Here is a 20,602-nt window from a genome sequence, read left to right on the forward strand (position 1 = left end):
GTTGAAAAACCCGGTTTCTTTGAGAAACCGGGTTTTTGGAGAAACTTGTTTTTTGGAATAGTTTTAAGATATAATAAAATCAAAGTTTTGAACTCAATCTGATGCCCTCGCGTTCTGTTCAATTTTATCAAGGTAACTATTATCATCTTTATAATCGAGGCAATAACAGACAGTTAATCTTTTTTGAACGAGAAAATTACTTATTCTTCTTACGGCAAATTCGGAACTTTTTGAATCCAGACTTAATAGAAATAGTTGCCTATTGTTTAATGCCTAACCATTATCATTTATTAGTGTATCTCAAAACCGATAATCTCTCAGAGATGATGCAAAAGTTCTCTCTATCTTATACGAAAGCAATTAACAAACGCTATAATCGATTAGGTTCACTATTTCAAGGGCGTTTTCAAGCTGTTCATGTAGATAAAAACGAGTATTTATTGCATTTATCTCGATACATTCATTTAAACCCTGTAGCCGCGAAATTAGTCAACAAGCCTGAAGCTTGGGAGTTTTCTAGTTATCTTGAATATATTGGCTTACCAGAAGGATCTTTAGCTCATCCTCAGATCATTCTCTCACAATTTACGACTCAGAATTCCTACCGTCTTTTTGTTGAATCAGAAATTGAACAATCTTTGATTCAACACTTAACTTTAGAATAAAAACCCGGTTTTGCAGAAGTTAGCGGGTTTTTGGAGAAACCGGGTTTTTAGAAAATTTGTCTAAAGAACTAGCCAAATCTTCAACTAGGTGCTACCATATAATTTGCTCACGCTCAATTGTTAAATCTTTGACAAGAGGCTGAGTAGCATTGAATTCCATTGAGATAGTTTTAGCTGCTTTAGTCGGGTTTCAGGGCTAAAGCAGTTTATTTTAGGCTGAAGTTGAGATTAGTGGTTCACTCCGACTTGACGCGCTGCCACAATATAACGGAAAATATATTCTGTTAATTCAATATAATTTTCGGCATCAAACGCTGAATTTGCCCAAACCGTAACCCCATGATTTCTAATCAATAACGCCGGAACATCGGGTTTTGATTGTTTAAAGCGATCGCCAATTTCTTCTGCAATTTTAGACACTTCTAAGTAATTTTTAAACACAGGCATCACGACTTTCGGATGCTCTTCCCAAACCCCTAACCCTTTTAACATTTCAATGGGGGGTAAATTCAAGTGATCGCCTTCGGTAAAGTTTGTCACCAGTTTCGCTTCTACAGAGTGAACATGATAACAAGCTTTTGCATCAGGAAACAACGAATAAACAGCTTGATGAATACTCGTTTCTGCGGAGGGGCGATTCTTTAAATTTGGGTTTTCTATCACCTCTCCTTGCAGAGAAACGCGCACAAAATCTTCTTCGGTTAACTTGCCTTTTTGTTTGCCACTGGCGGTAATCCAAAAACTCCCATCCTCGACTCTAGCAGACAAATTACCAGCCGTTCCCGCCATCCAACCCAGTTGATAAAATTGACGAGAAGCGGTGATTAAATCTTGACGTGGATCGCTGTTCATCTCTGTTTTTTCCTTATTTATTTCCCCATTTTTCCAAGGCTTGACGTAACGCCCCAGTTGGTACATTTTCTAGTTCAAAAGATTGTTGATTTTGACATCGTTCTAACGCTTCAAAAAACGCTTTTACACCTGCTGATGGATTCTCTGGATGATCCATAATTCCGGTTCCCGCATTTAAAATAACCTCATTTCCATAATCCTTTAAAGCTTGGGGAACAATACCCGGATGAATCCCCGCAGAAGGCACCGGAAAAACATTGCGCGATCGCAAAATATCTCTAATTTTACCTTCTTCTACCGCATCAAACGGTAAACTTCCATAATGCGCCGGATAAAGCACCGCATCCGCCCCGCCATGCGCCATTAATGTTCCTAAAACCACCGAATAAGCTAACCCTGTATCCGATGAAGCACACATCGCCCCCGCTAACGCTGGATGGGCAAAAATCGGCACATTAATCTCTGGATCTGCGGCTAATGCTTCCAACACAGAAAACCCATAAGTTAGCACATTTAATAATAGAGCATTTGCCCCATTTTGAACTAACATTTTAGCTTTTTTTATTAATTCTGTGGCGGAACCCGTGACATTCACCGCATACAAAACGGTTCGCCCGGTTTCTTGTTTCACTCGTTCTAAAACCGGATAACAAGCTTCTAAGCGTTTTAACGTGGGGGCGACGTCTAAATCTGCCATGATTTCATCATCTTTAATAATATCCAACCCCGCAAATGCCACCTGTTCTAAAATATTAGCATGATCGGCAGCAGATAACCCCAAAGCAGGTTTATAAATTGCCATGATTAAGGGGCGGTTAAATACGTTTAATTGTTTTCTAATTCCCTCGATTCCAAACTGAGGAAACTTGCCATAATTTTCATCTAAACGCAAGCCGACAACCTTACCGACACCTGCCATTGAATACTTGCCAAAAATCATCGTCAGCAGGCTAGCAATATCATTTTCGACGTTAATTTCAGGAAAGCGAACCGTTGCAATACTCCCATTTTCATCAGTTTTAATCCCGAGAACTTCCCCCAAATGCGATCGCATAATTTCTTCTCGGTGACTAAACCGTGCATCCCAAGTTCCAGCCGTTTGTCCGATAGCAATGACTTTCGCTTGACGTTCCGCATCAACACCCGCAGGAAAGCGATAATCTACTTCAATAGTCATCTTTAATATTAACACAAAATGAACTCATTTCCCCCGTTCTCTAACAGATTGGGGGATTTTATTTTAACCCATGACTAACGAGTTGGTTTGAGAATTCATGCGAATTTTTGTTTCCGTATATTCGGGAACCCAACCCTCTGTCGTGATAAAGTAACGCACCGCTTTAATGCGTTTTTTATCAGTCAAATGAAACCAATGTTCGCTTTCGGCTGGAACATTAATATACTCTTCGGGTTGAATGGTTAATTCCATCTGGGAACCATCGGGACAAACAAACCCAAACACCCCTTCACCGTCAATAATGTAGCGGACTTCATCATCGGCGTGGGTGTGACAACTTTCAAATTTTGCCATTAATGAATCGAGATTGGGAATATCAGGATGTAACACAATTAAATCCCGAGATTGATAACCATCGGTTTGTTTTAACTGTTCAAAATAATGCTCTAATTCCTGAAGCACTTGTTTTTTTTCCGCATCATCTAAAGCGGGTTTATTTAACAAAGCCTGGAATTCCGGGTGTTGTCTAACCGGCCAATAATTTAACCGCACATTCAACGGTTCTAACCTGCGTGAAATCTCCTCTAGTTGGGTGTAAGTTGTTCCGTCTTCTAATTGTAAAATTGCCATTGTTTCTATCTTCCCTTACAAAACACATAATTAATAATTTAGCACTAAGGAACGGCAATGACATAAAATCGTTCTCTTACCGATGGCCCCCGTACTGTTACCTCTAAACGCCGACTCACGGGTAAACGTCCGATGAAGTCAAAATTGCCCTCAGCATCCGTTTGAATCGGTTGATTATTAATATACACTAAATCCATCGGATCGACTGTTCCTCGCAATTGTACCGTTTCTAAACCCAATCTTGTTAAAGTTCTAACTCGCAGTTGAGATAAGGGGGGAATATTGGCGACTGCTGTTGGTTTTTCGGCGGGGTTAACAATAGCAACTTGACCCTTTTCTAGTTTAACTTCTTCTCCGTCGGTGACAACTCCAACTATTCCTTCTAGACTGTGAATGGCTGTTCTTCCATCGGGGGCGAAATTGACTCCAAATGTGGTGCCTCGCACTCCGATAATTGTCGTCGGGGTTTCGATTCTAAAGGGAGAATTTGTGACTGAATTTTGGCGTTGATTTTGAGGAATGGTTTCACTCCAAAAAGGGGAACTCACAAACCGAGAAATCGATAATCTCACTCGTCCTGCTGTTACCGATAAAACGGTGATTTGATTAGGATTAATTCCGGCTTCACCCGAAAGGGTTTTCACTTCAACGGTTGTATTTTCGGCAACTTCAACTAAACCAATATAACTATCAATTCGCAAATTAACAAGAGTATCTTTACCCGTGCTAATTTGATCGCCAACTTTTAAAATATCTCCAACTTGGGCGGGTTCTCCGTTGAGAGTAACCGATTTTCCATTAATTTCTTCTATCGTTAATCCGCGAGTTTCTAAGCTTTGAACGGTTTCTAGAATCGGATTTGCAACGGCAACATCTAACGTAAACCAAGGAATAGACAACGCCAACATTACCCCGGTTAAGATTCTAAGTTGTTTGTGAGATAATAAATTCATCCTTAACCCTCAAAACTAACTTTAAAAATACTATAGCGTTTCTTCAGCCTAAAAGTAAAAAACCCGGTTTCTTTGAGAAACCGGGTTTTTGGTGTCTTCGCGATCAGGCAAAGTGCTATATATAACAGTATTAGTCCAAAAAATACTAAGGGATCAACAAATGAAGATTCAACATCCCCAGAATTGGCCGGAAACCGCAGAAGCAGCCATCCCCATTCAAGACCAGTTAAAATCTTTAGTTGTGACAACCGATCAACTCGAATCGATTCAATATGTAGCGGGAGTTGATGTCGGATTTTTAGACAATTATAGCATTTCTCAGGCTGCCGTGGCGGTGTTGAGTTTTCCCGATTTACAACTGCAAGAACAAGCGATTACTCAACGTAAAACAACCTTTCCTTATCTTCCGGGTTTTTTATCGTTTCGGGAAGTTCCAGTGATTTTAGATGCCTTAGAAAAACTGACAATAACTCCTGATTTAATCATCTGTGATGGTCAAGGAATTGCCCATCCGAAACGCTTTGGTTTAGCCTGTCATTTAGGAGTATTAATAGATGTTCCCACCATTGGGGCGGCAAAGTCAAGATTGATAGGAATTCATCAAGAATTACCTCCAGAAAAGGGAAGTTGGCAACCTTTAATAGATAACGGAGAAGTCATCGGGGCGGTGGTGCGATCGCGAACCAATGTTAAGCCATTGTATGTGTCTCCGGGTCATCGAATTAGCTTAGAAACATCGATTAATTATGTATTGCAATGTACCTCAAAATATCGTTTACCCGAAACGACTCGTTACGCCGATCATTTAGCTTCACAATCAGACTAGCAAAATCCTACTTTACCCTTTATAATAGAGGTGAATGCTCTGCTATTTTCTGTGATGCTACTCCCCGAAAAACAAGACCTGATTGCTGATTTAAGTCAGTTTGTGACCGCAGAACGTCAGCAAAAAATTGAGTCGGTTTTGCAGCAGCGAACCCGACATATTACCGTCATTTTAGAAGATATTTTTCAATCCAATAACGTCAGTGCTTGTTTGAGAAATTGTGAGTGTTTTGGGGTGCAGGATCTTCATATTATAGACAAGCGGAATGATTTTGATCTCCTGCGAGAAGTGAGTGTGGGTTCAGAACAATGGTTAACGCTATATCGCTACAATCAGCCTAAGATTAATAATACACAAATATGCTTAGAAAAGCTGAAATCTCAGGGTTATAAAATCGTCGCGACAACGCCAGATCCAAAAGCAATAACCATCGAACAAATATCAGTCGAAGACAAGTTAGCCTTAATGTTTGGAACCGAATTAAATGGATTATCAGATGATGCGTTTTCCCAAGCTGATTATTTAGTTAGAATTCCGATGGTTGGGTTTAGTGAAAGTTTTAATATTTCGGTCAGTGTCGCGCTGTGTTTGTATGAAATTCTTAGCCGATTAAAAAATTCAAAGATTAACTGGAGATTGAGCGAAATTGAGCGATTAGAAATTCAGATCAATTGGTTGCGTCAATCGGTTCGGGGAAGTCGTCTGCTTGAAGAAAAACTGAGCAATCAATCTTCGTCTCATTCAATCTAATGTGGAAGGCGAAGAATAGGGATTCGATCCCGGCGGAGCATTCACAGCATCAAGTTCTCGCTGCAAGATTTCCTCATAAATTTTAGGTAAATAGGGAGTCATCACATTATCTTCAATCCCATATCCTAAACTCGTCCAAGTATCCGAAAGGGAACGTAACACCTCATCGAGTTGACCCGCACGCAACATTTGAGCAATATCCATTTCCCAAAATTCCACATCCGTTAACCAACGGTAAACCACCATATCTTGATATTTCGCTTCAAAACTGTAGGGTTGGCGAAACCAAAACTGATTCGGTTCAGGATGATAGCGATAAGCAATTCGTTCCCAAGTGTCGGTTAACAGTTGATAGCGACCTGCGGCAGTTGTACAGCGTCCTTTATTCGGGCCAACAACAATCGTCACACAGCGATCGGGATGATGAGCCAGATCAGAAACATGACGCCCACCATAGAGGACATGATAGGGCTTAGAGGAATTTGATTCACTCGCGGAGATCGTTCGCATCAAAGCCCGTACATAGGGATCACCGCCTTCCATGACTAAAGGCGGCCATCTGCGATCAATATCTCGATTAATTTCTTCGAGAACCATATCCAGTTGATCTCCGGCATATTGATCGATCTGCGCTTCTGGCCAGTACACCACAATTCCAGCCAACACCAAACTCATCAAAATCAGGCGTTGCAGAAAACGACCTCGGCTTCCCGTCCGTCTTTGGCGACGTTCCCTCATGGCAAAGGCTGCCATACTGCCCGATGCAGAGGTAATATCTTGAAATTGAATCGGAGTTCCCGGCTGTAGATTTAGCGGTTGAACTCGGCTTCTGGTTCTTTTTGTACGACGCATGAAGCTTTAAACCACAGTGGCGAACAACTGCTCAAAAGAAGGTTGGGTTCCTTCTGGCTTGGCAATAATCTCGACAATTTTATTACGTGCCGTTGGAATAGACAATGCTTCGACACAAACAGTAGCCACTTTCGTTCGGGGAATACTGCCATCAAACAGGGTATCGGCTGGTTTCATGACAATTGTATCTTGATTGTCTTCGTTCTTCAAACCGCCGGGACGAACAATCGTATACGGTAAACCACTCTGACGAATGTAGTCTTCGGCAAGCTTTTTCCAAACCAAAATCAGCCAAAATAGATTGAGAGGGTGAAAAAACTGGGAGACACACAGCGAAGAGACTAATACAAAATGTTCTATGCCTGTTTGTTTAGCAACCTCTACAAGATTTTTCGTCCCTTCGTAGTCTACTTTATAGGGTCCGGTTGGATCAAAGCTCGGAGTTGCGCCTGTGGCACACAACAACACCGTACTGTCGGCGATCGCCGCTTTTAAACTTTGGGGTTGAAGAACGTCTCCTACAACCAATTCTGCCTCGCTGGGAAGAATCTTTTGAGCCGTTTCCAAGTTGCGAACTAAAGCCCGTACTGGAATATTTTGGTCAACCAGTTGCTGGACAATACGCCGACCCGTTTGACCCGTTGCACCCGCTACAAATGCTTTCATCAATCTGATCCTGTTTAGTAGATGAATCTACATTACTCAGTTTAATCTTATATCAAATACTAGAATATTTGCACTCGGTAAGGGGCAATTAGATTACAGGGGACAGGGGATAGGGGACAGCATTGATCTCAGGATAGATGTTTTCACGCCATGAGCTTTAGTAGCGTTGTCGATATTCGAGTTCAGAAAAGGTTAACTCAAAAGTCGTTCCTTCTGAGGGAATCAGTTCGAGATTTCCCTCAAGTTGAGTGGTTAAAGTACAGATTAATTCCATCCCGAGAGAATCAACATTGTGAAAATCCATATCCGCCGGAAAACCGATTCCATTATCTTGAATTTTTAGAGTGATAATTCCTTGGGAATTTTGATGGAGTTTGAAGTAAACTTTACCTGTTCTTCCGTTGGGAAAGGCGTGTTTAAAGACATTAGAAATTAACTCATTGACAATTAACCCACAGGGATGAGCCGTTTCAATATTTAAGGAAACCGGTTCGATTTCGGTTTCAAACTCAACCCGTTCATCAATCCCGCTATAAGATTCTAGCAAATGATAAATTAACTGTTCGAGATACTCTCCAAAATCAATCCGAGATAAGTTGGTTGATTGATAGAGTTTTTCGTGAATTAACGCCATTGAATACACTCTATTTTTGCTATCTTCTAGGGCTTGAATCAGTTTCGGGTCATCAAAGTAATCGGACTGAAACTCTAACAAATTCGCGACCACAAATAAATTATTTTTGACTCGATGATGAATTTCTTTGAGTAAAATTTCTTTTTCTCGTAAGGAGTTCTTTAACTGTATTTCCGCTTCTTTGCGATCGCTAATATCTCGATACATCCAAAGATGTCCTTGATATTGCTGTTGGCTCTTTATCGGAACATAATCTCGCTCAAACACACGTTCACCTATAGCTTTCAATTCTTCATTGGTGACGATTTTATCTTGATTGATAATCTCCTGATATCGTTGGATAAACTGAGGATGATCGGGAAATAAATCTTGAGAGTTTTGAATCCAATGTTCAAATTTATTTCCGATCAGGGTTTGAGGAGCAATTGGAATTTGCAATAAATCACAGAAGGTTTTATTTACTAACACAATCTCTTGATTTTCATTTTCAACTAAAACCCCCAATTGTAAGTTTTCAATCAAGGTACTAAACCGAAAAGTCGTTGCTCGCAGTTGTTCTTCGATCTGCTTGCGTTCGGTGATATCAATTCCCACCAAAATCGCCGCTTGATCTTGATTATATTTTTGAGCAACCAGTAAATAAAATCTGGCTTCATTGGCAATTTTAATTTCTAAGGAAACTTGATAAGTGCTACTTTTAATTTTGCTGAAAAACTGTTCAAAAAACTGACTAAACGCTGACGAATAAGGATCTAAAAACCCTACCTTTTGACCGATAAATTCTTCTGGAGTTAGGTTCATCGCGCTAGCGAGTTGGCGGTTCACGCCTAGATAATGCAGATCAGAACTCACCCAAGAAACAAACCCTGGAACCGCATCTAAAACGGCTTGCAATTGTTCGTTTGTGGCTTTCAGTTGTTCTTCTGCTTGTTTGCGTTCACGAAGTGCAGCTTGCTGTTCGCTGATATCTTTCATAAAGCAATGATGACCGCTAAATTGTCCCTGATCATCGTAGGCGCTGACCATCGTAACTTGTTTATAGAAATAGGAACCATCTTTGCGAACGCCTCGGGTTTCAACTTCAACTTTTCCAGTCTTTAGCATCTGTTGATAGGCTTGATTTAAGCGATAAATTTCATCAGGATGAACGGTATTTGACCATTCTACCCCGATTAATTCTTCGGGTTCATAACCGCAGATATGAGCATAAGCGGGGTTAATCGTAACATAACGCCCTTGCGGATCAAGTCGAGAGATTCCCTCAACTGTATTTTGCATCGCATTACTGAGGTCACGCAACTCCATTTCGGCTTGTTTGCGATCGCTAATATCAATCCAATAGCCGATAATTTCTAACGGTTTACCCGCCGCATCTCGCACCAATTTTAACTGATCATAAATCCAATGATATCTACCATCACCATGTAGAAAACGGTATTCGTGACTGTAATATCCTTGCTTAAATAACGGTGCTAATCCTGTTGTTGTAATCCGAGAAATATCATCTGGATGAAGATGCTCAAACCAGAATCCGGGTTTCAGGAGTTCATAAAATTCATAACCTAAAACACTTAAAGCATTCTGACTCACAAAGGTTGTGCGGTTCTCTCCTTGGGCTTCAATACTGTAGAGAATCCCTGGACTTGAAGACAGCAAATATTCTAATCGTTCTTGACTCATCAGCAACGCCTGTTGTGCTTCTTGACGTTCTTTTAGTTCGGTTTGCAGTTGGTTATAGAGTTCAGATTGTTTAATCGCTATTCCTAACTGACTGGCGAGTTGTTTGAGTAAATCAATCTCTTTTGCGAGCCATGTTCTCTCACTTGAACACTGATGAACAATCAACAATCCCCACAAGGTATTTTGCTGAATAATCGGCACCGCAATTTTAGCTTTGACTTTAAACTGCTCAACAAATTCAACTAAACAAGGTAACACTTTATTTCGCTGAATATCACAGATGACGCAGACTTTACCCTGAAGATAATCTTGATGACATTCTGAGGGAAAATTTTCTTCGGGGAAGGTTTGATTGAGGATGGGAGTCCAACCGGAATTAAGGGCTTCAGCGATCACAAAACCCGTCGCATCTGGAAAGATACGATAAATTAACGCTCGATCTGTTTCTAGTACCTGCTTAACTTCGGTGACGGTTGTATTGAGAATTTCATTGAGATCTAAAGATTCTCGAATGCGTTGAGTCAGGGTTTTAATCAGTTGTTCTCGTTTGATCTGTTTTCGCAGTCGTTCTTCGGCGAGTTTGGACTCAGTAACATCATTTTGAATTCCTAAAAAGTGGGTGATATTTCCCTGATCATCGTAAATCGGCGAAACGTTTAATTCATTCCAAAATAAACTCCCATCTTTGCGATAGTTGCGAACGACAACCGTACAGCTTTCTTTCTTTTTCATCGCAGCACGTAACCGCTCCAGTCCCGGTTGATCGTAATCCGCTCCTTGTAAAAAACGGGAATTTTGCCCGATAATTTCTGAGGCTGAATATCCGGTAATTTTTTCAAAAGCGGGGTTGACAAAAACTACTGGATGATCTTCTAAACGAGCATCAGCGATGACAATTCCATTACTACTCGCCGCGATCGCTCGTTCACTCAAACGTAACTGTTCTTCCGTTTTTTTGCGTTCGGTAATATCCGATGCTGCGCCGAGAATTTGTTTCGGTTTACCCCCGGCGGTACGAGTAAATATTGTATCTCGACTGAGTAACCAATGCCAGTTTCCCTTGACATCCCTAACCCGATACTCTATTTCGATAATTTCATTATTTTTAGCGGTGTCAAATTTCAGGTAATGAGCGGTAAGTTTAGCTAAATCTTCGGGATGAATAATATTCAAAAACAGTTGATCGCCCATGTCTTGAATTTGTTGGCGAGTATAACCTAAAAGGATCTCTATTTCCCGATTGACATAAATATTTCGTTGCTCAATCCGATCATAAATATAGAGAATATTCGGAGTCGCATCAGTAATACTTTGGATAAAGTGCTGACTCTGTTTCAGTTCGGCTTCAGTTTGACGGTGTTCTCGAACTTCCTTGAAAAGTTGTTGGTTTATCTGCTTTAATTGAGCGGTGCGTCGCTCCACCATGACTTCTAATTGTTGATTGAGATGTTGGAGGGCGAGTTCTGCTTGTTTGCGTTCACGAAGTGCAGCTTGCTGTTCGCTAATATCAGTAATCGTCCCAACATAAGCGATCGTCACTCCACTCGAATTGCGTTCTGCTGTGGCTTGACCATAGACCCATATAATACTAGAATCAGGGCGTTGAAAGCGATATTCGCATTGAAATTGTTTCTTTTGTTGAGCGGCTTGATGCCATTGCTGAGAAACTTGTTCTCGATCTTCACGATGAATGGCTTTTATCCATCCATTCCCGAGCGCTTCTTCAGGAGACAACCCGGCTATCTCACACCAACGTTGATTGACGTAGAGACATTCCCCTTGAGTATTGATATGAAATATCCCCACAGGAGAAACTTCGGTGAGGGTGGCGTAGCGTCTTTGACTGGCTTGTAATTCTTGTTCAAACTGTTTATGTTCGGTAACATCGCGGGCGACAGCATACAATAAACCCTGTTCTAATGGTGTTGATATCCACGACAACCAGCGATAGGAACCATCTTTGCATCGATAGCGATTTTCTAAATAAGTCGTGGGAATTCCTTGGCTTAAGTGTTCTAACTCGGACTGGGTTTTGGCTTGATCTTCGGGGTGAACAAAGCTCAACATGGGTTGAGATAATAGTTCTGCTTCGCTGTAGCCAAGGAGATATTGAAATCGGGGGTTGATGCGTTTGAAATAGCCATCTGTTCCCGCAATACAAAACAAATCCAGAGACAGATGAAAAAATTGATTGAGTTCGGCTTCGGCTTCGAGTCGTTCTACCGCAGAGGCGATAATATTGGCGATCGCTTGTAAAAAGTAGAGGTCATCGGGTGAGAAGGTTCGCTCTTGCTGGGAATGAACGCCTAACACGCCAAAGGGATGCTGTTTTCCAGCGATAATCACCGTCGCCCCACTGACAATACCTGTGTTGTGGAGCATAGGAGTCCCTTTAAAACGGGTTTCCACTCGTAAGTCGCTAACGATCACGGGTTCACCTGTGCTGAGGGTATAGCCCGCTTGAGTTTGTGAATTGGCGGAGATCCTGGCTTGTTTGATTAAATCGCTTCCCCAACCCACACCGTTTCTCAGTAAAAATGTTGCTTGGTTAGGGAGAAGTTCGAGAATTTCAATGTATTCAATGTCTAGGGTTTGGGCGACTAAAGCAGCGGCTTCAGTGAGTAAATTGTCGAGTTGAGTTTGATTGATTGCGACTTGACTCAGATGAGCGATCGCTTCTTGTTGTTTGGCGCGAATTTTCAGTTCAGTTTCGATTTGTTGATGTTTGAGGAACTCCTGTTTTTCGAGTTCGAGGTGACAGACTTTTTGGTGTAAAACATCAAAAACGCCATATAGTTCTACGGGGTCTAACGGTTGGATGAGATGGCTGTGTGTGAGTAAACCTTGCAGTTCTCCCTGTTCTCCGGTGACGACGAGCCGACGAATCGATTTGGGTTGCATTTGTTGATAGGCTATCCATAAACTCTCATCCGGTTTGATGGTAAAGAGCGGTTGACTCATCACTTCTTCAGCAGACAAGCGATCGCAATTTAAACCTAAAATTTGAAATTGAACAATATCTCGTTCTGTTATGATCCCGACGGGAATTTTGAACGGCTTTTGATCGCCGATGCTGCTTTGGGTTTCCGTAATCACAACACAACTCACCCCAGATCTCGCCATTAACTGCACGATTTCTAAGACTGAAGTGCTTGGAGGTGCATCAATGACTTGAGTATTCATCACCTCAGCGACAGAACGCATTTTTAGGAGATTGGCGGGCTTGAGGGCTTGGCTGAGACTTTCTTTTGTGATCACGCCCCATAATTTCCCCTGATCGTTGAGAACCGGAAGATGACGAATTTGATGCTGTCGAAATTGTGACAAAACTGTGAAAATACCCCGGTATTCAGCCTGATGCAGAACCTGAAGCTGTTGAGTCATCACTTCAGCAATAGAGGTGTGAAGATGACTTCCTGAAGCCGTTAGACGCACGACATCTCGCTCCGTAAAAATACCCGTTATCCGATCACCCACCATCACTAAAGCATAGCTGTTTGCTGAAATTGAAGCTTTAAGGGTTCCTTCGGATAGAGACTGGGAAATGGAGCAACTCGAACCTGCCGTTTGATTCATTTGAGCCAAAACTTCTAAAATAGAGGTGTGAGGCTCAACCACAAGCGGACGGCGTTCAATAATCTCTTCCAGATTTATGGAGTAGATCGGCAAAAGATCGGGCTGTATGACCATTGCCATAGGTGATTTGAAACTAAGTATATATTATTTAATCTATTTTAATCTTAGCCTGAGTCAGTAGACTCTAGTGACGACTGGGCTTGAGCAGGTTACAAATTTTAAATTTAATCTGTTCCTGATGAACTAAGATAGAAACAAGAGTTTTCAGTTGCAAGCTTCAGGTCTATTGAGTCAGTAAATCATTCAGTTATCACACTCAACGTCTGACCTAGTTGGTTATCTGTTCTATTTGATGCAGTGCTTGCTCTGAATCTCTACTGATCTAGTTCTATTCAAGACAAACCCGAGTTTTTTAAAAAAATAAATCTAAAAAATTAGGCTTGAATCAAACTATGCTATAGTTCGGAAAATTCGATTTCTGAGTTGTTGTATTGAGTTGGGTATTGATTATGATTGAAAATAAAGATGATTTTAAGCGCGTTAAAAGATCCTCCAAATCTATTGATGATTTACAAAAAATCATTGATCATCTCGAAAGCGAAATGCAAGAAATGAAAGAAAATCATTATTATGAACTGAAACAACTTGAACATGAATTAAACGAGTTGAAATCACGTTTTATTACTACGGTTTCTCACGAATTTCGGACTCCACTCACAACCATTTCCTTCTCGGCCGGACTCCTGGAAAACTACAGTAATAAGATTTCGGAGGAGAAAAAACACAACCATTTCCTGCGTATTAAACAGGGAATTGAACAAATGACAAGTTTATTGGAAGAGGTTTTGATTGTCAGTAAGTTAGATTCCGGGGATTCGGAGATTAATTTCACTCCAATAGATTTAGAAAAACTTTGTTCAAATCTCGTTGAAAAAATGCAACAAAAATTTCCCAATAATCCGATTGTTTTTACAAGATCTGGAGGGGAAAATAAAGTAAAATTAGACGAGAATTTAATCAAACAAATGCTCAAAAACATACTGGATAATGCCCTGAAATATTCTCAAGAAAGAGGGCAAATACAATTAGAGTTAATCACGGAAAATAATCAAGCCGTATTAAAAGTAAAAGATCAAGGAATTGGCATTCCCCAAAAAGATCAAGAGCGTTTGTTTACTCATTTTCATCGAGGTACAAATGTCGGCACCATATCGGGGACTGGCTTAGGATTATCTATCGTTAAAAAAATAGTTGATCTGCATCAAGGTCAAATTAGCTATGAAAGTGAAGAAAATGTCGGGACTCAAATCACGATTATTCTACCGTTGAAAACTTGTGAAACGGTAATCATTCAAAACTGTGATTGAGTGAACTGATTTTCCCAAAGCTTATCATCTTGTAAATTTATCATTTTTTATGTTTATTTTGGGGAGAACAATGAAAAAAATTTTAATAATAGAAGACGAAGAAATGATTAGAATTAATATTAAAGAGTTGCTCGAAGTCGAAGAGTTTGAGGTGTGGGAAGCAGAAAATGGCGAAGAAGGAATAAAGCTAGCTCAAGTACATCAACCCGATCTGATTTTATGTGATGTAATGATGCCTAAACTAAACGGATATGCAGTTTTACAACAACTGCGTTGTGATCCCTTAACGGCTACCATTCCCTTTATCTTTATGACGGCTTTAGCAGATAGAAGCAATATTCGGAAAGGGATGGAACTGGGGGCTGATGACTATATTAGTAAACCTTGTACGGCAACCGAACTTTTAAAAGCCATTACAGTTCGACTGGAAAAACATTCCATCGTCAAACAGCACTATCAAAGTCAAGTACAGAAAGTGCAAGAGCAACTCAAGCAATTAATCTATATTGATAATATTACAAATCTGCCCAATCGTTTAGGCCTGCGAGAACAATTTGAAAATGTAAAACTGACTCTAAACCCTGATCAATATAGGCTGATTCCCATTATTTCTGTGAATATAGATCGGTTCAGACGCATCAATGAATCCTGGGGATATGATGCGAGTAGTTGTCTTCTCAAGGCAGTGGGAGAACGAATGATTCAGCAGCTCAGAAACCGAGCCAAAGTCTCTCACTTAAATGAAGAAAAATTTGTGATAATTCTTGAGGCCATCACCGATCAAAATACTGCGTTTAAACTCGCAGAGATGTTGCTCAAAAACCTATCTTTACCCTTTTTTATCTACGATAAAGAAGTTTTTCTAACCTTCAGTATCGGTATAGCGTTTTATCCTCGTGATGGGGACGAAATCGATCAACTCCTAGATCGAAGTCAAACCGCAGTCAGTCAATCTCAGCAAAAAGGCGGAAATCGCTATGAATATTATCAAGCCTCTTGGGAAACGAAAGATCATGATCAAATTGCTTTAGAAACCGATCTCAGACGAGCATTAGATCGAAATGAACTTCAGCTTTATTATCAACCCAAAGTCGATCTCAAAACAGGTAAAATTATGGGAGCAGAGGCTCTGATTCGTTGGTTTGAGAGTAAGCGAGGCTTTGTTTCTCCGGCTGTCTTTATTCCGATAGCCGAAGAAAGTGGCTTAATCGAACCGATTGGGGAATGGGTTTTAAGAACCGCTTGTAAACAGACAAAAGCATGGCATAAACTGGGTTTAAATGCCATGCAAATCGCGGTGAATTTATCGGGTCGTCAGTTTAATCTTCCTCATATTCGTCAAAAAATATTAGAAATTTTATTAGCTGAAGGTTTACCTCCGACTTGTTTAGAATTAGAGTTAACTGAAAGTTTTTTAGTCGAGCATGAAGAAGCCTCAATTCAAAAACTCAATCATCTCAAAGCCTTAGGCTTACAAATTGCCATTGATGACTTTGGAACCGGATATTCCTCTCTCAGCTACTTACAACAATTTCCCTTTGATGTCTTGAAGTTAGATCGATGCTTTATTCAAAATCTGGATCAAAATTCTAAAAATCAAGTGATTGTTGAAGCGGTGATTAAAATGGCTCATCAGCTTAACTTACAGGTCGTCGCAGAAGGGGTAGAAACCCAAGAAGAATTGGATTTATTACAACAATATCACTGTGATCTCATTCAAGGCTATTTATTCAGTCGTCCTTTACCTGCGGAGGAGTTTTTTGCTTTAGTTGAAAAGGGTCAGCATTTAAAAAGTAAACCATAATTACCGCGATAAAATTCAAAGGAGTTATCCAAAATGACGAAAATTTTAATCATAGAAGATGAAGAAGCCATTCGAGAAAATATTTCTGAACTCTTAGAACTAGAAGGCTTTGAAGTGGAGACTACAACCAATGGAATTGAAGGATTAAAACAAGCAAAACATATTATTCCTGATTTAATTATCTGTGATGTAATGATGCCTATACTCGATGGTTATGGCGTTTTAATGGAGTTAAGAAAGCATCCTGAAACCGCTAATATTCCCTTTGTTTTTCTCACGGCTAAAACCGAACGAACCGATTTACGACAAGGGATGAATTTGGGTGCAGATGATTATCTCACGAAACCCTGTAGCAGTGAAGAATTATTAGATGCGATCGCCGCAAGACTTCAACGAACCGCTCAACAACAAGAACACATTAAACAGTTAGAACGTTATGATCAACTCACAGGCTTACTCAACCTCCAAGCTTTAGAAACTGATGGTTCTTTACAACAAGCGATCGCTCAACGAAACAATCAAAAAAATTTAGTTCCCTTTTTGTTGTTAGGGCTAGATCGATTTCAACGTGTTAATGAAGCAATAGGTTATCCCAATGGAGATTTAATCTTCCAACAATTAGCCCAACGATTGAATCAGTTTATTCAGAATGTAGAAGGTTCTCAAGTGGCTCGTGTAAATGGGGATGAATTTGCGATCATTTTACCCGCCGTTTCTCAGACTTCCAGTGTTGCTGATCTGGCTCAACGTTTGCTCCATTTAGTTAGCGAACCCTTTCATTTAGGCGGAAAATTAATTCCGATCACGGCAACGATTGGGATTGCTTTTTATCCTTATGGTTCGACGTTAGAAGAGTTGCGACGACAGGCGGGTATTGCAATGGGAGAAGCCAAACAATTAGGAGGAAATCGCTATCAAATTTATACTCAGCCTCTGTTTGGTTCTGATCTGTCTCAACAGTTTCAACTGATGGCTGATTTTCGCCAAGCTTGGGAACGTCAAGAGTTAAAAGTTTATTATCAACCTCGCCTCGATATTCGCCGCAAAAAAATAGTCGGTGTCGGAACAGCAATTTATTGGAATCATCCCCAATTTGGAGAAATTTCTCAGACGAGAATTTCTGATTTAATTGCCGAATCAGGTTTGACGATAACCGTTAGTGAATGGATCTTAAAAACCGCATTTGAACAAGCCAAAGCTTGGCAAAATTCCCGGTTGTTTTTACAAGTGGCGGTTCCCTATCCCGAATCGTTATTAACCGAAAATAATAGCCTGAAAAAATTAGCGGATTGGTGTCAAGAATCACGAGTGGATTCGGCTCATTTAGCATTAGAAATTTCTGCTGATTTGATTGCCAATGCTAAAAATTTGAATGCACTGGCGGCTCAACTAATGAACATCAAACAACTGAAAATTAAAACAATAATCAGTCAGTTTAACTTAGAACACGCGACGATTAGTTATTTAGGAGAACTCGCCCTAGATGGAATCAAACTGGATTCTAGCTTACTACAAACCCTTTCAGTCAGATCAACTGTAATTGATATGATCAGTTCTATCGCAAAAGGTTTAAAATTGAAAGTAATTGCAGATGGAGTAGAGACTGACGAACAACTCAACCTGTTAAAAAAGCAAAAATGTGATGAAGTACAGCAGGTTTCATTAGTCTCAGCGTCTGAGATTCAGCAGCTCTCGAGAAAATGGTCTATTTTCTGATTTTTTTTAGCTGAGATTCTTCAATTTGTTCCTATAATAGACAAATAGACCTATTTCTACTTTTCCTCAAAAAACGGGTGATTAATTATGAGCGAAGTGAAAATTTTGATTGTCGAAGATGAGCTATTAATTGCCAAAGGATTAGCTCGAAAACTGCAAAAATTAGGGTATACTGTTGTTGATATTGTATCTTCCGGTGAAAAAGCTCTAGAAAAAGTTGCAGAAACTCAACCGGATTTAGTCTTGATGGATATCGTCATCAAAGGCGAGATGGACGGAATTGAAACGGCTGAACTCTTGCATCAACGCTTTAATATTCCGGTGATTTATGTGACGGCTTATGCCGATGATAGCACATTAGATAGAGCCGAACAAACAGGTTCTTATGGCTATTTATTGAAGCCCTATAAAGAGCGAGAACTTCACGCCACGATTAAGTTAGCCTTGCGAAAACATCAAGCCCAACTGGACGCACAAAAGAACTTAGAAAATGTCCAATTGAGCAAAGAAGAAAAAAGCCGATTATTATCGATAGCCTCTCACGATTTACGAACCCCTTTATCGGCGATTCAAATGTCGGCTGATTTACTGGAAAATTATGATCAAAAATTAACAACGGATAAAAAATCCAAACATTTCAACCGCATCAAATTAGCGATAAAAAATATGAATCAGTTGCTCGAAGATGTGTTACTGTTGAGTCGAGCAGAGTCGGGTAAAATGGTCTTCCAACCTGTATCGCTGAATTTGAGACAGTATTCCTCTAATTTAGCAGATGGTTTTCAAGCTTTACTTACTGAAAAACATCGGCTTGAGTTTAACTATAAATCGGATTTTGAGGGAGAGGTTATGTTAGATGAAAAGCTCCTCAATCATATTTTAGCGAACTTACTGTCTAATGCAATTAAATATTCTCCTGATGGGGGAACTGTTCACTTTGATCTCATCCAAGACTCTCAAAAAGTCACCTTTCGGGTTCAAGACGAAGGAATTGGACTACCTCCGGAGTACAAAGATAAGCTCTTTCAAGCCTTTGAACGAGCCTCAAACGTCGGCGAGATTAAAGGAACAGGACTGGGTTTGTCCATTGTCAAACAGGCGGTAGACTTGCACGGAGGCGAAATCACCGTTGAGAGTGAACCCGGAACCGGGACAACCTTCACCGTGATCCTTCCCTGGGTTGAATCTTCTGTTAATCTTGGTTGAATGATTGATATAATAAAAACTGGGTAATTCAAACCTTTTCATAGTGCCTTTAAATCAAAAAAATTCAGATTATGAGTAAAATTTTAGTCATAGAAGATGAAGAAGCCATTCGAGAAAATATTGTCGAATTGTTAGAGATAGAAGACTTTGAAGTGATCAGTGCTGAAAATGGCCGCATTGGATTTCAACAGGCCAGTGAACATTTACCGGATTTAATCCTCTGTGATGTGATGATGCCTGAACTCGATGGATATGGGGTTTTAAGTGCTTTACGTTCTAACTCAACGACAGCGACAATTCCGTTTATTTTCCTGACGGCTAAGGCTGAATACTCCGATATTCGTCAAGGAATGGGGTTAGGAGCAGATGACTATTTAACCAAACCTTGCACCGCAGAAGAATTATTGGAGGCAGTTAGAACCAGGCTAAAAAAGCAGGAGATCTTTGAGAAGCAATCTGAGATAAAACTGGATGATTTACGGCGTAGTATTACCCATTCTTTACCCCATGAACTGCGAACCCCGCTTAATGGTATTTTGGGAAATACCGAATTACTCTTATTAGAATTAGAAGATCTTGATGTTGCCGAGATGCGAATGATCTTGGAAGATATTCGCACCTCTAGCCAACGCCTCAATCGCCTGATTATTAACTTTTTACTCTATGCAGACTTAGAACTGATTGCGACGAATAATCAGAGAATTCAAGCGTTACAAAAAAGTTCTGTCAATTCTGTAGATTCCCTGATTGATGATGCTGCTCAAGAACAAGCTCGACAGTTTAATCGAGAAGCTGATTTACAGCTCAAACTTCAAGATTCTCCCGTACAAATGGCTGCGAATCGACTCGCAAAATTAGTCGAAGAATTGCTGAATAATGCGTTTAAATTCTCCCAACCCGGAACACCTGTTTACGTGAAAACTGAAGTAGAGAAGGATAAATTTATTCTCTCTGTTATCGATAAAGGACGGGGAATGACACCGGAACACATTCAAAAAATGGGCGCTTATTTACAATTTGAACGCAAACTTTATGAACAACAAGGATCGGGAATGGGTTTGAGTATTGTCAGGCGTTTAGTCGAGTTACATAGCGGAAAATTGATGATTGAAAGCGAACCCAATCAACAAACCACTGTGCGAGTTGAACTCCCGACACCTGATCAATCTTAAAAGTCTTCAACCGGAATTTGAGGACGATACTTGAGTTCATAAAATATCAAGGTGAACGTCAAAAGCTTGAACTTCT

The 20,602-nt window shown here is 40.2% G+C and carries 15 protein-coding genes; 8 read left to right on the top strand and 7 right to left on the bottom strand.

Annotation, left to right across the window (positions count from 1 at the left end):
- Positions 1-101: 101 nt before the first annotated feature.
- Positions 102-665 (top strand): transposase, encoded by a 564-nt coding sequence (locus tag VB836_RS22165; protein WP_323222607.1) that lies wholly within the window; start codon positions 102-104, stop codon positions 663-665.
- Between the two features lie 228 nt (positions 666-893).
- Here the strand turns inward: VB836_RS22165 and mtnB are convergent, their stop codons facing one another.
- The 4 genes from mtnB to VB836_RS22185 all read right to left on the bottom strand — a co-directional run bounded on the left by mtnB (position 894) and on the right by VB836_RS22185 (position 4,277).
- Positions 894-1,517, bottom strand: a complete 624-nt coding sequence (gene mtnB / locus VB836_RS22170; RefSeq protein WP_046278825.1) for a methylthioribulose 1-phosphate dehydratase — start codon at positions 1,515-1,517, stop codon at positions 894-896.
- A gap of 13 nt (positions 1,518-1,530) precedes the next feature.
- Entirely contained in the window at positions 1,531-2,694 is a 1,164-nt protein-coding gene (locus tag VB836_RS22175; protein WP_323222610.1) for a RuBisCO large subunit C-terminal-like domain-containing protein, read from the bottom strand.
- Between the two features lie 63 nt (positions 2,695-2,757).
- On the bottom strand, positions 2,758-3,324 hold the full coding sequence (locus VB836_RS22180; RefSeq protein WP_323222612.1) for a 1,2-dihydroxy-3-keto-5-methylthiopentene dioxygenase: 567 nt from the start codon (positions 3,322-3,324) through the stop codon (positions 2,758-2,760).
- Between the two features lie 44 nt (positions 3,325-3,368).
- A complete protein-coding gene (locus VB836_RS22185; RefSeq protein ID WP_323222614.1) occupies positions 3,369-4,277 on the bottom strand; it encodes a FecR family protein in 909 nt (302 codons plus the stop codon).
- Positions 4,278-4,437: 160 nt separating this feature from the next.
- On the opposite strand from VB836_RS22185, the gene nfi reads away from it, so the two are divergent.
- Together nfi and VB836_RS22195 are read left to right on the top strand one after the other, a co-directional pair.
- A complete protein-coding gene (gene nfi / locus VB836_RS22190; protein WP_323222616.1) occupies positions 4,438-5,103 on the top strand; it encodes a deoxyribonuclease V in 666 nt (221 codons plus the stop codon).
- 54 nt (positions 5,104-5,157) lie between these two features.
- Positions 5,158-5,853, top strand: coding sequence for a TrmH family RNA methyltransferase (locus VB836_RS22195; RefSeq protein ID WP_323222655.1), 696 nt, complete (start codon positions 5,158-5,160; stop codon positions 5,851-5,853).
- Here the strand turns inward: VB836_RS22195 and VB836_RS22200 are convergent.
- From VB836_RS22200 to VB836_RS22210, 3 genes are all read right to left on the bottom strand, one after another.
- Entirely contained in the window at positions 5,845-6,705 is an 861-nt protein-coding gene (locus tag VB836_RS22200; protein WP_323222618.1) for a glycoside hydrolase family 24 protein, read from the bottom strand. The genes VB836_RS22195 and VB836_RS22200 overlap by 9 nt on opposite strands.
- Positions 6,706-6,711: 6 nt before the next feature.
- A complete protein-coding gene (locus VB836_RS22205) occupies positions 6,712-7,371 on the bottom strand; it encodes an SDR family oxidoreductase (RefSeq protein ID WP_046278829.1) in 660 nt (219 codons plus the stop codon).
- A 157-nt stretch (positions 7,372-7,528) separates the two neighbouring features.
- Entirely contained in the window at positions 7,529-13,381 is a 5,853-nt protein-coding gene (locus tag VB836_RS22210; RefSeq protein WP_323222620.1) for a PAS domain S-box protein, read from the bottom strand.
- 389 nt (positions 13,382-13,770) lie between these two features.
- Here VB836_RS22210 and VB836_RS22215 point away from each other — a divergent pair, with 389 nt between their 5' ends.
- The 5 genes from VB836_RS22215 to VB836_RS22235 all read left to right on the top strand — a co-directional run bounded on the left by VB836_RS22215 (position 13,771) and on the right by VB836_RS22235 (position 20,526).
- On the top strand, positions 13,771-14,628 hold the full coding sequence (locus VB836_RS22215) for a sensor histidine kinase (protein ID WP_323222622.1): 858 nt from the start codon (positions 13,771-13,773) through the stop codon (positions 14,626-14,628).
- A gap of 70 nt (positions 14,629-14,698) precedes the next feature.
- A complete protein-coding gene (locus VB836_RS22220; RefSeq protein WP_323222625.1) occupies positions 14,699-16,432 on the top strand; it encodes a two-component system response regulator in 1,734 nt (577 codons plus the stop codon).
- A gap of 33 nt (positions 16,433-16,465) precedes the next feature.
- Complete coding sequence (locus tag VB836_RS22225; protein WP_323222628.1) at positions 16,466-18,148, top strand: two-component system response regulator; 1,683 nt, start codon at positions 16,466-16,468, stop codon at positions 18,146-18,148.
- 87 nt (positions 18,149-18,235) lie between these two features.
- Positions 18,236-19,354, top strand: coding sequence for a hybrid sensor histidine kinase/response regulator (locus VB836_RS22230; protein ID WP_323222630.1), 1,119 nt, complete (start codon positions 18,236-18,238; stop codon positions 19,352-19,354).
- 71 nt (positions 19,355-19,425) lie between these two features.
- A complete protein-coding gene (locus tag VB836_RS22235; RefSeq protein WP_323222632.1) occupies positions 19,426-20,526 on the top strand; it encodes a hybrid sensor histidine kinase/response regulator in 1,101 nt (366 codons plus the stop codon).
- Positions 20,527-20,602 lie beyond the last annotated feature (76 nt).

The organism is Limnoraphis robusta BA-68 BA1 (genome assembly GCF_034932365.1).
In the GTDB taxonomy this organism is placed as follows: Bacteria; Cyanobacteriota; Cyanobacteriia; order Cyanobacteriales; family Microcoleaceae; genus Capilliphycus; species Capilliphycus robustus.

What these genes read in the sequence shown, in the direction of transcription:
- VB836_RS22235 (WP_323222632.1), top strand. Translation starts at nt 19,426, where the DNA reads ATGAGTAAAATTTTAGTCATAGAAGATGAAGAAGCCATTCGAGAAAAT.
- nfi (WP_323222616.1), top strand. Translation starts at nt 4,438, where the DNA reads ATGAAGATTCAACATCCCCAGAATTGGCCGGAAACCGCAGAAGCAGCC.
- VB836_RS22220 (WP_323222625.1), top strand. Translation starts at nt 14,699, where the DNA reads ATGAAAAAAATTTTAATAATAGAAGACGAAGAAATGATTAGAATTAAT.
- VB836_RS22225 (WP_323222628.1), top strand. Translation starts at nt 16,466, where the DNA reads ATGACGAAAATTTTAATCATAGAAGATGAAGAAGCCATTCGAGAAAAT.
- VB836_RS22175 (WP_323222610.1), bottom strand. Translation starts at nt 2,694, where the DNA reads ATGACTATTGAAGTAGATTATCGCTTTCCTGCGGGTGTTGATGCGGAA.
- mtnB (WP_046278825.1), bottom strand. Translation starts at nt 1,517, where the DNA reads ATGAACAGCGATCCACGTCAAGATTTAATCACCGCTTCTCGTCAATTT.
- VB836_RS22165 (WP_323222607.1), top strand. Translation starts at nt 102, where the DNA reads ATGCCCTCGCGTTCTGTTCAATTTTATCAAGGTAACTATTATCATCTT.
- VB836_RS22205 (WP_046278829.1), bottom strand. Translation starts at nt 7,371, where the DNA reads ATGAAAGCATTTGTAGCGGGTGCAACGGGTCAAACGGGTCGGCGTATT.
- VB836_RS22195 (WP_323222655.1), top strand. Translation starts at nt 5,158, where the DNA reads ATGCTACTCCCCGAAAAACAAGACCTGATTGCTGATTTAAGTCAGTTT.
- VB836_RS22185 (WP_323222614.1), bottom strand. Translation starts at nt 4,277, where the DNA reads ATGAATTTATTATCTCACAAACAACTTAGAATCTTAACCGGGGTAATG.
- VB836_RS22180 (WP_323222612.1), bottom strand. Translation starts at nt 3,324, where the DNA reads ATGGCAATTTTACAATTAGAAGACGGAACAACTTACACCCAACTAGAG.
- VB836_RS22200 (WP_323222618.1), bottom strand. Translation starts at nt 6,705, where the DNA reads ATGCGTCGTACAAAAAGAACCAGAAGCCGAGTTCAACCGCTAAATCTA.
- VB836_RS22210 (WP_323222620.1), bottom strand. Translation starts at nt 13,381, where the DNA reads ATGGCAATGGTCATACAGCCCGATCTTTTGCCGATCTACTCCATAAAT.
- VB836_RS22230 (WP_323222630.1), top strand. Translation starts at nt 18,236, where the DNA reads ATGAGCGAAGTGAAAATTTTGATTGTCGAAGATGAGCTATTAATTGCC.
- VB836_RS22215 (WP_323222622.1), top strand. Translation starts at nt 13,771, where the DNA reads ATGATTGAAAATAAAGATGATTTTAAGCGCGTTAAAAGATCCTCCAAA.